At 48.4% G+C, this 19,141-nt stretch carries 9 protein-coding genes; all 9 read left to right on the forward strand.

The genetic code is table 11. The features are described 5' to 3' along the window. Positions 1-47 precede the first annotated feature (47 nt). The 9 genes from ACT3R7_RS06515 (at position 48) to ACT3R7_RS06555 (ending at position 19,123) form a co-directional block, all read left to right on the forward strand. Positions 48-2,576 carry an FkbM family methyltransferase gene (locus tag ACT3R7_RS06515; RefSeq protein WP_496198891.1) on the forward strand — a complete coding sequence of 843 codons (2,529 nt, stop codon included), beginning with the start codon at positions 48-50 and terminating at the stop codon, positions 2,574-2,576. Positions 2,577-2,734: 158 nt separating this feature from the next. Beyond that, a complete protein-coding gene (gene glmS, locus ACT3R7_RS06520) occupies positions 2,735-4,588 on the forward strand; it encodes a glutamine--fructose-6-phosphate transaminase (isomerizing) (protein ID WP_496198892.1) in 1,854 nt (617 codons plus the stop codon). A 329-nt stretch (positions 4,589-4,917) separates the two neighbouring features. Beyond that, entirely contained in the window at positions 4,918-6,261 is a 1,344-nt protein-coding gene (gene glmM / locus ACT3R7_RS06525) for a phosphoglucosamine mutase (RefSeq protein ID WP_496198893.1), read from the forward strand. 208 nt (positions 6,262-6,469) lie between these two features. Next, positions 6,470-8,530 carry a glycosyltransferase gene (locus ACT3R7_RS06530; RefSeq protein ID WP_496198894.1) on the forward strand — a complete coding sequence of 687 codons (2,061 nt, stop codon included), beginning with the start codon at positions 6,470-6,472 and terminating at the stop codon, positions 8,528-8,530. Next, the gene (locus tag ACT3R7_RS06535; RefSeq protein WP_496198895.1) at positions 8,515-9,759 is read left to right on the forward strand and encodes a glycosyltransferase; all 1,245 of its coding nucleotides are present in this window, start codon (positions 8,515-8,517) and stop codon (positions 9,757-9,759) included. Before ACT3R7_RS06530 ends, ACT3R7_RS06535 begins: the two co-directional genes overlap by 16 nt. A gap of 54 nt (positions 9,760-9,813) precedes the next feature. Then, positions 9,814-10,980, forward strand: a complete 1,167-nt coding sequence (locus ACT3R7_RS06540; RefSeq protein ID WP_496198896.1) for a nucleotide sugar dehydrogenase — start codon at positions 9,814-9,816, stop codon at positions 10,978-10,980. 153 nt (positions 10,981-11,133) lie between these two features. Then, entirely contained in the window at positions 11,134-14,322 is a 3,189-nt protein-coding gene (locus tag ACT3R7_RS06545) for a glycosyltransferase (RefSeq protein ID WP_496198897.1), read from the forward strand. A gap of 53 nt (positions 14,323-14,375) precedes the next feature. Then, entirely contained in the window at positions 14,376-16,682 is a 2,307-nt protein-coding gene (locus ACT3R7_RS06550; RefSeq protein WP_496198898.1) for a glycosyltransferase family 2 protein, read from the forward strand. Between the two features lie 182 nt (positions 16,683-16,864). Beyond that, entirely contained in the window at positions 16,865-19,123 is a 2,259-nt protein-coding gene (locus tag ACT3R7_RS06555) for a glycosyltransferase family 2 protein (protein ID WP_496198899.1), read from the forward strand. The last annotated feature ends 18 nt before the right edge of the window (positions 19,124-19,141 follow it).

A 19,141-nucleotide genomic window follows, 5' to 3' on the forward strand; every position in this document is an offset into this window, starting at 1 on the left:
GAGCTTAGCTCAAGGGTTAATTTAATTTTATAATCTATTGGGTCTCTATGATTTTAAGAAAAGTAGCCGCTCCTGAGCTTGTAGGATGTATAGCTAAAAAGTTGGAGAAGATAGCAAGTGCTTCTTCTAATGTTAAACTTGGGGAAGATCTTTTTGCTCATAAAATCCTAAGGCTAGCTCCTTTTCCTGCAGTACAGTTTCTTCATTGGGATGATTGGGAGAAAGACCCACTTAATAATCGTAGCTGGCAATGGCGGCTTAATTGGCTATCTTTTCTATCTTATCTAATGTCCTATCATCAAACATCTAAAGATGACAAGGTGCTGAGTTTTGCCGGTGAAGCAATTCAATCATGGCTGGACATCTATTTAAATACAGATACCAGCTATCCTTTCGAATTTATATGGCACGACCATGCCACTGCATTACGCGCTGAACAGTTAGTATTTTTTATATATTATTGTCGTGAACATGCTGCTGAATGGGCAGAGCAACAGGATAATTTTCTAAAATATGTTGAGCAGGCGCTAGCAGTACACGCCCAATGGCTAGCTAAAGATAGCTTCTATTCCGAACATACCAATCATGGCTTAGAGCAAGCACGGGTCTTGTTACTTCTTGGAACTGTGTTCGATGGTGAGAAGGCATATGAATGGCAGCAAATTGCTATCCGTAGGATCACTAGTGAACTGAATTTCGCATTCACTAGAGACGGCGTGCATGTCGAAAACAGTCCCGCTTACCATATTTTTGTATTCAAAGTTTTTATTGGTATTATTAAAGATTACCCAGCAAATGTGCTAGGCGGCTTGGCCGATAAATTTGAGCAATTTTCTGCTAAGGCTTTAAGCTTTATTACCCATATTTTGCGCCCAGATGGTAGCCTCCCGCCTATAGGCGATACCGAACAGTTACCGACCTCTGATGCTTATCGGAACATGTTTGGTCACACAATTGAATATAAGAACTTTCTCTATGCTTTAACACAAGGAAAAAAGGGCAGCAAACCATCAGCTTTAAATAAGGTGTATGCGCATTCTGGCTATGCAGTTTTCCGTGATTCATGGCCGGCAGCAGACTGCTTCCAACAAGCTTTTCATGTTATCATGAAAATGGGATGTTTGAGCCGCTACCATCATCAGCAAGATGAAGGACACATATCTGTTTATGGTTGGGGAGAAGATTGGTTAATTGATTCTGGTTTATACAGTTATATTAATACTGACCCAATCCGTAAATATATGCGTGGGCGGGCGGGTCACAATGTACCTTTAATAAATGGCACCAGTTATTCTAAAGAGTTTGAGCATCGTTTAAATAATTGGCAGGTAGTTGATTGTAGTGAGTCTGAGGTAAACCCTAGCATTACTCTGAAACTTCAAGTGCTAGAGCCTGCAATACAAATAAGAAAACTTGATTTTTTAGCGGAATCTAAGCGCTTGAATATCGCTGATTCTTTTGAGTTTTCTGATGAGCAGTTACATGATATAACTTTGCAGTGGCATATTCCTGTAGATAAAAGTATTTCAGTCAGAGATAAGGAAGTAAGCATTGTCTCCACGTCTGGGCACCAGTGCATACTGACTTTTCAGAATGAACAGCCCGATGAAATTCACCTGTTAAAGGGCCGTAGAAATGATAGGGTTTATAGCTGTATTTCATATAAGGCTAATTTATTAGAAGATTCTCAAGTGATACGCGTCGTCTTTAAAAACCGACATGCTTTGAATGTTGTAAGTGCGTTCGATTTTTTAGCATTGAGAAGTGCGCCTGATAGTCTTGCACCTAGCGTTCATGAAGTTCACTCAAACGGTAAAAGTTTTAAAATCGATTTGCCTGATTTTAAAACTGACTATATTCAAAAAACTATTGCAAACCTTGCGAAGCCCTACGAATCTGAAATGCTTGAGGCAATGTCTATTGGATTAAACCCAATGGATTTGGTTTTGGATATAGGTGCAAATATTGGTAATCACACTCTTTATCTAGCCTGCATTTTAGGTTGCCAAGTACGTGCCTATGAGCCTAATGAGCGTTTGCATCAACCTTTAAATAACAGCGTCAAACTAAATGGGATTACAGAGCTGGTTCAAGTATTACCGTACGGGGTTGGCAAGACACCATCTAAAGCAAAGCTATCGGGCTTGAATGAGAGCAACTTAGGAGCGCAGTCCTTGGAGTTGCTAAGTAACGACAGCATAGGTATTGATGTTGTTCGATTAGATGATCAGATTTTTGAAACACCAGTTGCCGCCATAAAGATAGATGTCGAAGGTATGGAGCTAGCAGTACTTGAGGGCGCTGAGTCTTTGATTCAAAAAGATCAACCTTTGTTAGTGGTTGAGTCGGTCGATGTTGCTCATTATGATGCCCTACAAAATTTTATTAAAAAAAATAACTACGTTTACTGTAGTTCTTTTAATGGTACGCCGACCCATTTCTTTATTCACCAAGATAAAATTGCTGGCTCACCTTGGATAGACTTGTTTTTTGCTAAAGGACGTGAGTTTTATCAGATGCGACATTACCATAAAAAGTTAAAAAAAACATTGCAACAACTCAATAAGATAAAATAATAAAAGGAGTTATATCTCCGCTGATCAACGATGGATTTCTGGGATAGAGCTGTAACATGCTTACGCTCTACATATTGAAATATCATTAGCCTCTTTCTTAATTAGTAGTTGTTTTATATTTATTGGTCACAATGTGTTAATCACTCTCAGGACTATTTATGTGCGGAATTGTTGGTGCGGTCAGCGCAAAGAAATGTACGAAATTCTTACTCGCAGGGTTATCCACTCTTGAGTATCGCGGTTACGATTCGGCAGGGGTTGCCCTGTTATCAGGTGAGCCAAACGGTAAGTTACAACGTGCTCGTGCTAAGGGACGTGTAGCGGAGTTGGCAACTAAAGTAGCCGAGCAGGGAGCTAGCGGTACGCTGGGAATCGCTCATACACGTTGGGCTACCCACGGCGTACCCGCTGAACGCAATGCCCATCCGCATATTTCCGCAGGTTTGGCCGTAGTGCATAACGGCATTATCGAAAACTATGAAGCTCTGCGTGAACAGTTGCAGGGTTTGGGGTATGAGTTTACTTCCGATACCGATACAGAAACCATTGCTCACCTGATTCAGGCCTGCTTTAAGGGCGAAATTGGCGAACCGGCTGAGAATCTATTTTCTGCTGTGCAGTGCGCCGTAGCGTATCTGAAAGGAGCATTTGCCCTGGCCGTGATTAGTGAAGAAGAACCGGATTGCTTGGTGGTTGCCCGTGAAGGCTCGCCGCTTATGTTGGGTATTGCCGAAGATGGCCACTATGCGGCATCCGACGCCTCAGCACTGCTTTCTGTTACCAAGCAAATGATGTACTTGGAAAATGGCGATGTGGCGCGGCTAACCCGTGACTCCATTACCCTGGTGGATCGCATTGGTCAGCCCGCCCAGCGTGAGGTGGTTGTCTCGACCTTGAGCGCCGATGCCGTTGAGCTTGGCGATTATAACCACTACATGCAGAAAGAGATGTTTGAGCAGCCCCAGGCGTTGGGCAATACACTGGAAATGATCAGTGGGGCGGGGCAACTGCAGCCAGGTATTTTTGGTGCTGAGGCCCAGGCTGTGTTTGAACAGGTCGATTCGGTGCTCATCCTGGCGTGCGGTACGTCCAGCTATGCGGGTATGACCGCCAAGTACTGGATTGAGCAGGTAGCGGGAATTCCCTGCAATGTTGAAATTGCCAGCGAGTATCGCTACCGGCAGAGTGTTGCCAACCCCAAACAGCTGGTTGTGGTTATTTCCCAATCCGGTGAAACCGCCGATACATTGGCCGCGCTACAGCATGCCAAATCGTTAGGGCATACGCATACGCTCTCCATTTGTAATGTGCCTGAATCCGCCATCGTTCGGGAAACCGCGCTGCGCTTTATTACCCGTGCCGGGCCTGAAATTGGTGTGGCGTCTACCAAGGCGTTTACCACACAGTTAAGTGCGCTCTTCTTGCTGACGCTACTGTTGGCCAAAGCCAATCAGCGCTTGAGTGAAGGTGACGAAAAAGCTTATCTGGATGAACTGCGCCACTTACCTGTTGCGGTAGAAAAGGTGCTGGCGTTGGAGCCAAGCATTAAAGATTGGGCGCAGCAGTTTGCCAATAAGCATCATGCGTTGTTCCTGGGCCGTGGTCGCCATTTTCCAATTGCTTTGGAAGGCGCGCTTAAGCTTAAGGAAATCTCCTATATTCATGCGGAAGCTTATCCTGCAGGGGAGTTGAAGCATGGTCCATTGGCACTGGTTGATTCAGAAATGCCGGTCGTGGTGGTAGCGCCTAATGATGAAATGTTGGAGAAGCTTAAGGCCAACATGCAAGAAGTTAGCGCTCGCGGCGGCCAGCTGTATGTATTTGCTGATGGCGATAGTGCCGTTAAGTCGTCTGAAGGCGTTAACGTGCTGATGATGCCTGAGCATTACGGGCTGCTTTCTCCGGTGTTGCACGTAGTCGCGCTTCAGTTGCTCTCGTACCATGTTGCATTGGTGAAAGGTACGGATGTTGATAAGCCGCGTAATTTGGCCAAGAGCGTGACGGTCGAGTAGTGCCAATGAGCGTCGTTCCGACGACACCCGCGGGAGCAGCGCGCAGCGGTGCTATATTGTTGGATGGGTGCCATGGGCGCCGTTCCGACGCCTCCCGCGGGTGCCTCATTTGCTCGTGCCTCGCAAGATTCGTTACCACGCGCTACGGGTTGAGCATTATTCGTTGTTGATGCATGTATTCGGCGACTTATACTGTTCACGATTCACGATTCACGATTCACGATTCACGATTCACGATTCACGATTCACGATTCACGATTCACGATTCACGATTCACGATTCACGATTCACGATTCACGATTCACGATTCATCATTCAGGTAATTCAAAATGCGTAAATACTTCGGCACTGACGGCGTTCGCGGGCGCGTGGGTGAGTTTCCCATGACGCCGAGTTTTGCCATGAAGCTAGGTTGGGCCGCTGGCCAGGTATTGGGCGCTGAAGGCGTTAAAGAAGTTTTGATTGGGAAAGATACGCGTGCCAGTGGCTACATGTTGGAATCCGCGCTTGAAGCGGGCTTTTCGGCGGCAGGGGTTAATGTGGCATTGGTAGGTCCATTGCCTACGCCGGGCGTTGCCTATTTAACCTCTACCTTCCGGGCGGATGCCGGAGTGGTCATCAGCGCGTCACACAACCCGTTTTACGATAACGGCATCAAGATATTCGCCCAGGGTGGTCATAAGCTAAACGATATCCAAGAACAGGAGATCGAGCGCTGGCTGCAGGTGGCTATTGATGGCGGCATGACCTGCGTAGAATCAGATAAGTTAGGCAAGGCGCGCCGTATTGATGATGCGGCGGGGCGCTATATTGAGTACTGCAAAGCGGTGCTGCCCGGCTCACTTAGCTTGAGCGGCCTAAACATCGTAGTGGATAGCGCCAATGGGGCAGGTTACAAGGTAGCGCCTGCGGTGTACCGGGAGCTTGGCGCCAATGTGATTAGCATTCACGATGCTCCCAATGGTACCAACATCAACGCCAAGTGCGGTGCTACTTCCATGCAAAGCGTGTGTGAAGCCGTGCTTGCCCATAAGGCGGACCTGGGTATCGCGCTGGATGGCGATGCTGACAGGCTCATGATGGTCGACCACACCGGCACGGTGGTAGATGGTGATGAGCTGCTTTACTTACTCGCCAGAGATGCTAAAGCCGCAGGTTACGCGGGGGGCGTGGTAGGCACGCAAATGAGTAACCTAGGCTTAGAGCAGGCGCTGCATGCTTTAGAGATACCCTTTGAGCGCGCAAAGGTAGGCGATCGCTATGTGATGGAGCAGCTGAATGCATATGATTGGCGGTTGGGTGGTGAAAGTTCAGGGCATTTACTGAGCCTGGACCACGCATCTACTGGCGATGCCATTATTGCTTCGCTACGCGTGCTTACCTCGCTACTTAACCAAAATAGCACGTTGCATGCGGCTAAGCAGGGTATGCATAAACTGCCCCAGGCACTGGTAAATGTGCGCTTTAAAGCATCCAAGGGTAAAAATCCGCTGGAAGGTTCCGAGGTAAAACAAGCGCTTAAAGAAGCAGAAGCCAAGCTTGGCGCACAGGGACGCGTGCTGTTGCGTAAGTCCGGTACTGAACCCCTAATCCGTGTTATGGTCGAAGCCAGCGATGCGGAGCTTGCGAAGTGGTGCGCTCAGCATATTGCAGGCGCGTTACCCAAAGACTAAGCCAACCATTGCTCTGCTGTGTAAGCAAGGGTGAGGTTAAGCAGTTTAGTGTTATTCTTGAATAATGGCTTGCTAATAAAATGGTTGGTTGATTTATGCTTATTTTATAACTCTTTTTAATATCCTATTTTATTAGTAGTAGCTTTTTGTACTGAAGATATCAATTGGCTAAACGAATATATTGAACACAGAGAGCTTGATCAGTCTTATGAACTTTCAAAAAGGAAATGAGCTATATCGGCATGGAGCTTATGAACAGGCTGCTTCTTTCTATATTAATGCACTTAAAGTAAATAGTGCGTTTAAGTCTATTTATGTGAATTTAGCGCTCTCGTTACGCAAGATTGAGGATAAAGAAGTTTGCGATCGCTTACTGTACGAGGCGCTTCTAGTTATCCGGCCTGTTGAGGTTAGGGATGATATTAAATTGGTTAAAAAGTCTCGCCTCGTTAACGGCAAGTGGTACTTGGTGGAGCACTCAGTTTGGGTGCCAAAACAGGTAGACCCTATCTTACATTATTTGGCGGTAGGCTGGCAGCTTGGCCTTGATCCCTGTAAGCGGTTCGATAACGATTTCTATCTTGAAAGACATAAAGACCAAATGCAGGAAGGCGAAGCGCCACTTCTGCATTATCTTTACAAAGGCAAAGCTAACAGTAACACAATTAAGAAAAAACATGGGCAAAAGGGAGATGTAACGGCCCAATTAGCGGTGCAGTTATGGAGCGGTCACTCTCAGTCTGCATTAAGCGTTTTTCAAAAGATGTATGAAGATGAGAATACTGATCCACCGCTGCGCTGGGCTGCTCTCTGGCAAACAGCAAGGTGGGTATACTTTTGTGGTGATGTTGAAAAAGCACTTGATTATGCTATAAAAATGGAAAGTGTACCCACGATTAGCCGGTTGAGAAAAGAAACCGTATATTTAAAAGCTTTTTGTTTACTTGCGCTTGCTCGGAAAAACGAAGCGCTTGAGCCATTACAGGCCTATGTGACAGCACACCCAAACGATGCGGATTCGCATTTTGCTCTGGCCAATGCACTGAATGATGATAATCAGCGTATTGAGAAAATAAATCAGGCATTTGCGATTCATGGATTTAGTGGTATTCGGCGTAAGGATAAAACCAAACCGCTTTCCATTGATAATGTAGTAGGCCTACCGGCCGAGAAAGTGAGGGGGGCTAAGAAAGTCTCCATCATCATGCCTATTTACAACGCGGGTGAGCAGGTTCGTATAGCCATCGAATCACTATTGGCACAAACCTACGAAAACATCGAAATTATTGCCGTTGACGACTGCTCGCCAGACAATACGTTAGACGTACTAAAAGCGCTTGAACAAGAAGATCCCCGCGTCAAGGTTATTCAGCCACCGCTGAATGGGGGGGGCTACGCAGCGCGTAATTACGGCCTAACGTTCGCTACCGGTGACCTACTGACCACACACGATAGTGATGATTGGTCGCACCCGCAAAAAATCGCTACCCAAGTGGCTTACTTAGAAGCTCACTCAGAAGTGATGGGGTGCTCCGTCCACTGGATACGTGCGCAGAATAATCTTTCATTCACTCAAAATTGGCGTCCTGTAAAACGGTTGATTCATTGGAGCCAGTCTTCTTTCATGTTCAGGAAAGAAGTGCGGGAAGCAATAGGTGAGTGGGACCACGTGCGTATTGGTGGCGACACCGAATACATTTGGCGTATGCAAGCGCAATATGGCGAAAAGTCTCTTGCTAAAATTTTTGCAGATACGCCGTTAGCATTTGCGTTAGATGAAGAGTCATCCCTGACCCGTACCAAGGCTACTCATGTACGCACTGTGTATTTTGGGTTACGCCATATTTATCGTGAAATTTGCGCTTGGTGGCACGCAACACAACGCAATTTAAATGTTACCGATGCAAAAACCAAGCGGGCATTCCCTGCACCACGTACCATGTTTGAGCGCTCAGATGAGCCGCTTAGCTTTGATACCGTGATTGCAGGTGATTTCTCGCGTCTGGAAGATTGCCAAAAAGTGGCTGGATTCGTTGGCAAGCACCCTAAACTAAAAGTAGCCCTGTTCCATTGGCCCAGTTTTCATAAAGCGCCTGAAGCCTTATGCAACCTGTATTTTGAGTTGTTACAGCAGGGCAAAGTAGAGCCGGTTGTCATGGGGCAAACTGTCAAGGCGAACGCTTTTAAAATAACTGATGATAAGCTTTTAAAACATCTGTTGGATAGCACGCCAACATTGCTTGGTTTTGAAAGATGGATATCGCTTTAAGGCTGGTTATGGATAAACATATTTTTATCATGATTCGTTACAGTGTGCTGACGAAAAGCAAAGACGCTTGGGTAATCGGTAAAAATCAAGCGTTTACTGATTATAAGAATAAACTTTTTTCTAGTAGCCGCTTGCAGTTGCATGAGCGCTTATTTCGCGATGTCACCTTTCCATCGCTATGCGAAATGAATCCAACGACCACAACCGTTATGATCTTCATATCGGATGAGTTACCACAGGTAAACAAAACTGCATTGATGGAGGTTGTTGGTAACCGACAGAATTTTAAAGTACTGGAAGTCTCCAAAAGCGATAGCGTTATAGGAAAAATGAACTCAGAGCTATTGAAAGTGCTAAGGCTGCGGGATAAAGATGTTTGCTATGCCACCGTTCGATTAGATGATGATGATGCATTAGCAGATGATTTTGAAAAAGCGTTGATAAAGTACGTCGCACCTGAGTTCGATCAACATGCTATCTCTTTTTCAAAAGGATATAACGCCTTCTATGAAGACAATAAATATCTTAGCTTTCAGGAGATAAAATATCCTTTGATTGCACTGGGTTTATCCTATATCAACGTGTTTAGAAAGGAAGGGGAACTCCCCTATAAAACATCTGTGTACTCGTTAGGCAATCATACGAAGATTGATGAGCGCTTTCCCGTTATTACGAAAGCAGATACCCCGATGTATTTGAGAACTATTCATAAAGAAAGCGATATCTATCATAGAAAATTTAAAGAAAAAGTCGCTGTTGATGACTTTATGTTCGATCTTGGTAAGGTAAAGAATAGCTTTGTTTCTATAAGAAGTAATCCAGCATTATACGAAGACGTAGATAGCAACGTGGTGGTTGGTGGAGATACTGAGAAGAGAACTGAGAGTAAGATCCTGACTCATCACCAAACGGTACTTTGTTACTCTGTAAAAGAAAATGCACTTCTGCACGTTACATCTTCAGAAATAGATAATAATGAGATTTTTTGTATTCGTTATGACGAATTTAGTAGCCAGCTATACGTGGTAGGGTTGAGTGCGTATGTTAATTTGAGTGATGTGGGCGAAGTGTCGCTATCCAAAGAAAAGGGATCGCTTGATTTAGAGTTTAAGAATAAAGGGTTCTCTATATCGCCTTGTGGATTAAACCTTTTTATTACTCCTTTACGCAATGGTCGAGTAATTCTTTCGCCACACTGTCGTGCATGGGAAATATTTTATATTCATTAACACCTGTATTTGTTGCCATGATGAGGCTGGATTTAATGTGATGGTGGAGAAAAAATGAAAATTGCCGTTGCCGGAACGGGCTACGTGGGGCTTTCCAACGCAATGCTTTTAGCGCAACGCCATGAAGTTGTCGCGGTGGATATCGTATCGGAAAAAGTAGAGATGTTGAATAAACGTGTCTCGCCTATTGTGGATGCGGAAATCACAGCTTTTCTCGCCCGTGAAGATCTGCACTTTACGGCAACCCTGGATGCCGAAGCGGCGTACCGCGATGCGCAGTTTGTAATTATTGCCACGCCCACCGATTACGACCCCGATACTAATTACTTCAACACAAAAAGCGTTGAGGCGGTTATTCATCAGGTCATGCAGATCAACCCTGATGCGGTCATGATACTTAAATCTACCGTGCCGGTTGGTTACACCCAGGAAACTGCTAAGCGCTTTCAAACCGAAAATCTGATTTTTTCGCCGGAATTCCTGCGTGAAGGCAAAGCGCTGCACGATAACCTTTACCCTTCACGGATTATTGTAGGCGAGCGCTCCGAGCGGGGGGCTAGCTTTGCTGAGCTTTTGAAGCAGGGCGCGTTGAAACAGGATATCGAGGTGCTGCTTACCAACAGCACCGAAGCCGAAGCCATCAAGCTCTTTGCCAATACCTATTTGGCAATGCGTGTGGCTTACTTCAACGAGCTGGATACCTACGCCGAAACCCATGGGCTGGATGCCAAGCAGATTATTGAAGGCGTCGGTTTAGACCCGCGTATTGGCAAGCACTACAATAACCCAAGCTTTGGCTACGGGGGTTATTGCCTACCTAAAGATACTAAGCAGCTGCTCGCTAACTACGAAGATGTGCCTAATAATATGATTCAGGCTATCGTCGAGGCGAACCGCACCCGCAAGGACTTCATTGCGGAGTCGGTGCTTAAGCGCAACCCAGAAGTGGTGGGCGTGTACCGGCTGATTATGAAAACGGGTTCTGATAACTTCCGCGCCAGTGCTATGCAAGGTGTTATGAAGCGCTTAAAAGCCAAAGGTATTGAGGTAGTGGTGTATGAACCTGCGCTAGAGGCGGACGAGTTCTTTAAATCTAAAGTGATTCGCGATTTTGATACCTTTAAGCAAAAAGCAGATGTGATTCTTGCTAACCGTATGGTGGATGAGCTGCGGAATGTTGCGGAGAAAGTGTATACACGCGATCTTTTTGGCAACGACTAAGCTTTTAAAAGCTGGCATAATATCTGGCTAATTTTATTTAAATTGTTGGTTTTAATGGGGTTCTGCGTCTCGCAGGCCCCGTTTTTACGTTATGATGATAGCTTTCCTTGCTCGCCCGATGATGGGCGGCTTTTCGTTTGGCGGTAGGTGGCCATGTTTTCTGTGTTGGCTAAATGGTGGCGGCAGGGCCTGTCTAAAGCTGTGATCACTGAGCCTGAGGTAGAAAAGGCGGATGATGACGTTTTGGAAAGCGAATTTGATGCCGAGTGGTATCTAACTGCCAACCCGGATGTTGCTGCTGAAGGGGCTGACCCTTGGGAGCATTATCAGCTTCATGGTAAGGCGGAAGGCCGTTTACCTTACCGTAACCGGGTGCTGGCTTGGGACCATGCGTTATGGCGCGGGGCTCATGCGGTCATACTGCCTAGGCTACAGCGCTTACTAGGTGATCCTCAGGCGAATACACCAGAGCAGCTGTCAGCGCGCTGGGCATTGGCTCGCTGGTATGCTTGGCGGGCAGAATGGCCAGCATTGCTTGATGTGTTAGTGCTTGAGGGTAAGCTGATTGCGCTTGACCACCCAGGGCCCGCTTTGCTGGTGATTGATATTGCCACTCGGCCCGCCGGTGCTAACGTTAGCGCCCGCCTTGTTAAGCAAGCGCTCACAGATTTACAGTCACGCTTCCCCCAGCACCCTGATACGCCGCTGGCGAGGGCCAATGCGCTTTGTTTAACGCCCGATAAGGATCTACAGCGGCTAGCGATTATCAACCAGCATTTTAAAGCGCAGGGGTTACAGCCTGTTGCATTGGTTGATGCCGCATTGCCGTTACATTTGGATAACCTTGCGGGTAGTTTAGAAGGCCAGCCATACAGTGCAGGGTTTACGCCTCACCATTCACCATTCACCACTCACTACGCTACGCTTCAGTGGCGCTATCTTCCGCGGTCGCGCACCACTTTCGGCGAAGGCTCACCCCGCGCGACAGGTTTAGCCACTCACCCCTCACCATTCACCATTGACCATTCACCATTGACCATTCACCATTCACCATTGACCATTGACCATTCACCATTCACCACCCATCCCTCACTCCCACTAATCACCGTAATCATTCCGCTATATAACGCGCAGCATACGGTGGCTACGGCATTGCGCAGTCTGTTTGCCCAGCAGTGCGTTCGGTTGGAAATCATTGTGGTAGATGATGCAAGCCAAGATGGTAGTGTTGACGTGGTAGAGCGGTGGCAGGCAAATGCCCCAGCGCATATTTCCCTGCGATTAATTCGGCATCGGGTTAACCAAGGCGCATATGCGGCCCGTAATACAGGGCTGGCGGTGGCATGCGGGGAGTTTATAACCACCCATGACAGTGATGACTGGTCGCACCCGCAAAAGTTAGCCCTTCAGTGTCAGGTATTGCGCAATAACGTTGGTTTGAAAGCCTGTATATCTTATTGGGTGCGGGTAACACCTGAGCTGCTGTTTCATCGCTGGCGGCTAGATGAGCATGGTTGGGTGTATCCCAATATGTCGTCGTTGATGTTCCGCCGAGAAATTCGGGATGCTTTGGGCTATTGGGATAACGTAAGCGTGAATGCGGATAGTGAGTATCGCCTGCGTATTGAAGCAGCTTACGGGGAAGAGAGCCTGCAAAACGTTTTGCCAGGTATGCCGCTTGCTTTTGGGCGTGCCGATGAGGGGTCGCTAAGTCAACACACACGGTCGCATTTGGCCAGCCAATTCGCGGGCATGCGCTTTTATTATATGCAGGCAGCACACCACTGGCATGGGCAGGCGGCAACCCTGGCCGAGCTATATGTGCCACAAACACCCGAAAGGCGCCTGTTCGTTGCGCCCCAGGCAATGCTAAGAAGCCCATCGCCTGCCGATATTTACCGCTCTGATTACGCAGCGGTAGTCGATTCATCACTATTTGATGCCGGGTGGTATTTAGAGCGCTATATCGATTTACAGCAGGTAGTGGTCGAACCGTTTAACCACTTTTGGGAAAGCGGAGCTCAGGAAGGGCGCGACCCAGGCCCCAATTTTTCGACTTCTGGCTACTTGCGCGCTCACCCTGAAGCGTTGGCATCGGGTAGGCACCCGGTAGCGCATTACCTTAGCCAGGTAGCCCGTGATGCACAGCAGGCACTACCCGTATGGGAAGGTGAGCGATCATTTGCAGGGCAGCCTACCGTATTGCTGTGTGGTCACCAGGCGGGAGCCACACTATTTGGGGCAGAACGCAGCTTACTGGACATATTAGATGCCATAGGCGAGCTGCGCTGGAACGTGGTGGTTACGCTGCCGGAAGCCCATAATGCGGATTACGAACAAGGCATTTTAAAACGATGCACGGCGCTGGCCATACTACCTTACGGCTGGTGGCAGGTAGGACGGGCCGCCAATGAAGATACCGTGGCGCATTTTCAGGCACTGCTTAAGCGCTATCACGTTCAAGCGGTGCACGGTAATACCGTAGTGCTTCAAGAGCCGTATGTGGCTGCGAGGCTTGAAGGGATCACCACGCTCATTCATGTACGTGAACTGCCCGCCTATGATACGGCGCTGTGTGATTTATTGGGAGCTACGGCAGGCGAGGTGGTAGCCCACGTACAGCAGCATGCCGATGTGATTATTGCCAATTCAAACTGCGTTGCTCAGGCGTTTTCTCAGGCGCCATCTGTCGATAAGACTCCACACCTTTGTGTGGTACCCAACACGATTGATATGGCGCCTTTGTTGGCCTTGCCCGGCGTGTCGTTTGCACCTAATGCCCCTGTGCGTGTGGGAATGCTCAGCAGTAACGTGGCTAAAAAAGGCATCGAGGATGCAGAAGCCATGGCCGCGCACTTGCAAACGCTGGCGCCCCAGGTAGAAGTAGTGCTTTTCGGGCCGTTAACGGCTGCCATCAATTCACTGCAACGCCGCCAGCTTCAGGGGGTGGCGCCAGGCAATATTACCTATGCCGGTTATGTGCAAACGCCGGCAGATGCCTTGGCGGGGCTGGATATAGTGGTGAACCTATCCCGCTTCCAAGAGTCTTTTGGACGCACTGTTTTAGAAGCGATGGCAGCGGGCAGGCCCGTGGTGGCCTACGACTGGGGCGCGTTAAGCGAGCTTGTTATGAACGGCAATACAGGCTTTTTAGTGCCTTACGCAGCCCCTTTGCAAGCCGCACAGCAGGTGGCCAGGTTGGCAAGCGCCCCAACGCTATGTTGTGAGATGGGCCAGGCAGGCAGGGCACGTGCCGAACGCGATTTTGGCGCCGCCAATTTGCGTAATGCCTTGGCAAATGCCTATCGATTTTCAAAAGTACCTGATTTCCAAAGTACTTGATTTCAAAAATACCTGAATTTAAAAATACATTATCGAACGGTTAGGAGTGTTTTTTGAAGCTTGCCATTGCTGCCATTGTTAAAAATGAAGCGGATAGTTTAGTTGAGTGGCTGGCGTTCCATCTTGCGGTTGGTGCCAGCCATTTTTTGATTGCTGATAACGAAAGTAATGACGGCACCTATGAACTACTGGAGCCGTTAGCGGCAAGCGGTCTGGTTACCCTGGTGTCCGTTCCCACGGTTGATGAGCCACCTCAGTTAACCGCTTATCAAAAGCTACTTAATAAATGCCCGAAGGATGTGGACCTGGTGGCGTTTATCGATGCCGATGAGTATTTGTTGCCGGGTTCTGAAGCCAGCGGAGCGGATCATACATTGCCTGGTTTATTGCCTTGGCTAGAGGAGCGGTTTGCTTCTGCCAAGGTGGGGGCATTGGCTTTGAATTGGGCCTGCTTTGGCTCCAATGATGCTAAATTTCGTGATGAGGGGCTGGTGGTTGAGCGCTTTACCAAGCGTGCCAAGCAAGCGTTTGGCCCTAACCATCACTTCAAAAGCGTGGTGAGGCCTACTTGGGTAGAGCGGTTTGCCAACCCGCATTACGCTTTGCTTAAACAAGGTGAGTACGTTAATGCCTTGGGACAACCTCTTGTGCCGCGCTTAGGAGAAAATAAGCAGCCGCGTATTGGGTTAAGTGAGCAGGTGGTATGGGAAGGCGCTCGTATCAACCACTACCTGGTAAAATCGGTGGAAGAGTTTGTATTGGGTAAGGCGAAGCGGGGGAGCGCGGCAACGCCGAACTATACAAAACAGCGCGAATACTTTGTGCGCCATGACCGTAACGATAGCGAATGCCTGATAGCCGCTGCATGGGCACCGGAAGTGCAGCAGCGCATTACGTGGCTGCAGCAGAAGATAACCGCGGCTGCCGAGCTTACCCCGGCACCTGAATCAGCAGGAGCATCGTTTGACTTAAAGCGTTGGCTTAAACGCAAGGTGAAGGCGTGGTCGTCTAGTAGTGCCGATGGCAAACCCATTGAGCGCTGGGCATTGGATTTTCCTTCACAGCAGCGAGGCTCGCGGTTCATGCCTTCTGGCCGTGTTGTGCAGGGTTGGCTATTGTTGCCCGCGCCGTTGGCTGAAATGCAGGCGCAAGTACGTATTGTCGCGGAATGGAAGGAGGCGTTTGAGCTTAGCCATCCATTAGAAATTGATCGACCTGACGTTATCGAAAACGTATTAGAAGAGAGTGCAGAGGCACATCCTCAGCGGCGCTGTGGCTTTCGTTTTACGGTGCCACCTCGGTTAAGCCAACTCACATTGTCATTAGCATTGGGGGACGAGCGCTGGTTGTTGCAGGAAGTGAATATCGACATCAGCGATGCAGCCACCGGCCAGTCGTTGAAAGTGATAGAGGGCAAGCAGGGCTGGCTGTTCTTGGATAACGATACCAATGGCAGCGTTGACCAGTTTATGGGCCGCATGCACTTGACCGAAAATGGCGCATCAGGTTGGAAAACGTATTTAACTCAAAGCGCTGAACTTGCGGCTTCAACACCTTGGGCACTACTGGTGGCGCCTTCTAAAGAGAGCGTGATGGGCAAGCGCTACCATCCACGTATGGAAGGTATGGGCGGGCCAATGCACCAGTTGCTGGCACTGCCCGAAGCAAGCGATGTGGTGTACCCCGTTGAGGCGTTAAAGGCGTTGGCAGATGGCGCTTTTATTCCAACGGATACGCACTGGACCCATAAAGGCGCAATGGTAGCGGCGGTTGTCTTGGCAGCGAAGCTAGGCGTGCCTGAAGCGGATTGTAAGGCGCTATTTGCACATGACACCTATCAGCTTAAAAATATGGGTGGGGACCTGGGTAACAAGCTATCGCCCAAGCAAACCGCAGATGTGGAAGTGCTTACATCGTTTAATCACAATCGCTATAAAACCTATGAAAATGGGCTGCCTAATTTTGGGCGCATTCTGGTGATTGAATATGCTGAGGCGCTGGTACCCGGAACCTGTCTGATATTTGGCTCTTCCTCCAGCTACTCGATGCTTAACTATTTAAGCCGTATTTTTGCCCGGTTGGTGTTTGTACATAGCGCAGGCAACCTGGACCCAGCTCTGGTGAAAGCCGTAGCACCTGATTATTTAGCTGCGCAAACCAACGCCCGCTTTGTCGTGCAGATACCGTCAGCCTCTCACAGTATCGAAGCGGTGATACAGCAAAAAAGCGCGTCACTTGATGATAAGGGCCTTCAGGCGGTAAGCGAAAAGCGTGTTGTCGCGTCGGACGATTATCTCCAGAAAATCGGGCTGTTGGCATGGGAAAAACTCTCCGTGCGCTTGTTTAATAACGGCTTTTAGAAACAGCTCTGAAGAACGGTTCTTATAAACAGCTCTGAAGAACGGTTCTTAAAAACGGTTCTTATAAACAGCCCTTATAAACGATTCTTATAAACAGCTTTGGTAACAGTTGCCTAGTAAATGGATGAACTGCGTAAGGTATTGAAATGAGGCAACAAGTAGTTGAAGGTTTAAGGAAAATAGTGACTTCTTTAGCGAGCTATCGATTACCTGCTTTTTGGCGACGCACATCAACCTCTCATGTGTTAGGCGCCCCTGCGCTTGAAGATGAGGCGGCGCTGGAAGTGGGCACGCTATGTGAGCTTGGCGGCCAAACGCCATGGCCAGGCTGGAATATGCTCGAACTAGACGGTTTAGGCCCTGATGCTCATGGTGCCGCTTCGCTTATGCTTTTTACCTCAGGGGGGGAACACGAGTTTTCGGTTTCACTTAGGCCTGGTAAAACGACCAAACGTTTGATCTGGGTGCCCTTTGGCGTTAAGCGTATTACGCTTTCTTTTCTAGCCTCAGAAGAAGCGCTTTCTGCTGTATCCGTCGAGTGGGTTTGGCTTACCCCTTGGTTTGCCCATGATCGCTTGGCGCGGCGTTTAATTAATAATCATGCACGCTACAAAGGCATGCAAACGCACCAGGTGGTGCGTTCACTGCATATTGAGTCAGTGGCGCAGGCCAAAGGGTGGCGCAATATTGGGCTTGCGGTATATGACGAAACCCATATCAAGCAGCATGTTAATGATGACTATACGCGCTGGATTAATACCACTGAGCTGGCGGCCAGTAGAGATCCCCATGAGTTGATGGCAGCGTTGCCTTCTACACCGCTGTTCTCCATTATCATGCCGGTGTTGCCCAGTGATCTTGAGCGAGGCACAACGGCCTTTGTTGATACCCTGAATTCGCTAAAAACTCAGAGCTACTTCTTCTGGGAAATCTTTATCGTCTTGTCGTTTGATATTACAGGCGAGCAGCGTCGCGAGTTAGAGAGCGTGATTCCTCTTTCAAGCCGCGTCAACTTGATTCATAGCCATCAAGCGCAGTTTGCGCAGCTGGATCACCAAGGGTTTGTAAATACCCAAGGTGATGGAGTAATGCGTATTAGCGTGGGCGATCAGCTGGCAGCAGAAGCCTTGTGCCAAATGGCCGAGGCCTGGAATGATTACCCGGATGCCCAGCTGATTTATTCCGATGAAGATAGCCTGAACAAGCGAGGCGCGCGTTGCCAGCCTGTATTCAAGCCTGCTTGGAATCCTGATTTATTACTAGCCACGAACTACATTGGACGCATGGCGGTTTACAAGCGCCGCTTGCTTTGGCAGTTCGAAGCAGACCAGCTAACCCTGCGTTCAGAGTTGCATGATGCACCTGCTCTGGATTATGCCCTCGCGCTTACTTTTTTAATGTGGCAAAGCACTTATGGCACGGCCTCTACGGTGCGTCATGTACCTTTCATGCTTTATCACCGTCATGGCAACGCGGCTAAACATATTAAGCAGGAAACCGCTGTCTCTTTGGTGAGTAAGGTACTCGCTCAGCATGTAGCAAGCCTTGATGCCCAAGTCTTCCCAGGGCTGCTGCCAACGTCGGTTCGTATAGAGTGGCCTATTCCCAGGCCTGAACCGTTGGTTAGCTTATTGGTGCCTACCCGCAATGGTGTACAGATATTACGCCCGTGTGTGGATGCCATTTTAGAGCGTACTCAGTATCGCCACTTTGAATTACTGATTCTGGATAACCAGAGCGACTGCCCCGAAACGCTAGCCTATATGGAAGAAGTTACTCAGCGTGACGAGCGTGTGCGCGTATTGCGTTGGGACGAGCCGTTCAACTACTCGGCAATTAACAATTTTGGGGCAAGCCAGGCCCATGGCAGCATTATTGGCTTGATCAATAACGATGTAGAGCCGATCAATGAAACGTGGTTAACCGAAATGGTAAGCCATGTTTGCCGTTCCGAGATTGGCTGCGTAGGTGCCAAGCTTTATTACCCCAACGGCATGCTACAGCACGGAGGGGTAATTCTGGGGTTAGGCGATGTAGCGGGCCATGCTCATCGTTTCTTCTCCCGTGACAGCGATGGCTATACTGGGCGTTTAAAGCTAACGCAGAACCTTTCCGCGGTGACGGCTGCGTGCCTGTTGCTGCGCAAAAGCGTATTCGACAATGTAGGCGGGTTAAACGAACACGACCTAACCATCGCCTATAACGATGTCGACTTGTGCTTGAAGGTGCGTGAAGCAGGCTATCGTAATTTATGGACGCCCCATGCTGAGCTTTATCATCACGAGTCTATCTCACGTGGGGCTGATGATACTCCTAAAAAACGCGCCCGTTGGCTAAGTGAAGTGGCCTATATGCGCCGTACATGGGCCAAGCAATTAGATAGCGATCCGGCTTATAATCCTAATTTAACATTAGTGCACGAAGATTTTTCGTTACGGTAAACAGCGTCGATTAGAGTA

It is taken from the genome of Halomonas sp. AOP43-A1-21 (genome assembly GCF_052376775.1).
GTDB classification, from domain to species: domain Bacteria; phylum Pseudomonadota; class Gammaproteobacteria; order Pseudomonadales; family Halomonadaceae; genus Vreelandella; species Vreelandella colorata.

Bases quoted from the DNA above. Each gene is read 5' to 3' on its own strand.
- ACT3R7_RS06515 (WP_496198891.1), top strand. From the start codon at position 48: ATGATTTTAAGAAAAGTAGCCGCTCCTGAGCTTGTAGGATGTATAGCT.
- glmS (WP_496198892.1), top strand. From the start codon at position 2,735: ATGTGCGGAATTGTTGGTGCGGTCAGCGCAAAGAAATGTACGAAATTC.
- glmM (WP_496198893.1), top strand. From the start codon at position 4,918: ATGCGTAAATACTTCGGCACTGACGGCGTTCGCGGGCGCGTGGGTGAG.
- ACT3R7_RS06530 (WP_496198894.1), top strand. From the start codon at position 6,470: ATGAACTTTCAAAAAGGAAATGAGCTATATCGGCATGGAGCTTATGAA.
- ACT3R7_RS06535 (WP_496198895.1), top strand. From the start codon at position 8,515: ATGGATATCGCTTTAAGGCTGGTTATGGATAAACATATTTTTATCATG.
- ACT3R7_RS06540 (WP_496198896.1), top strand. From the start codon at position 9,814: ATGAAAATTGCCGTTGCCGGAACGGGCTACGTGGGGCTTTCCAACGCA.
- ACT3R7_RS06545 (WP_496198897.1), top strand. From the start codon at position 11,134: ATGTTTTCTGTGTTGGCTAAATGGTGGCGGCAGGGCCTGTCTAAAGCT.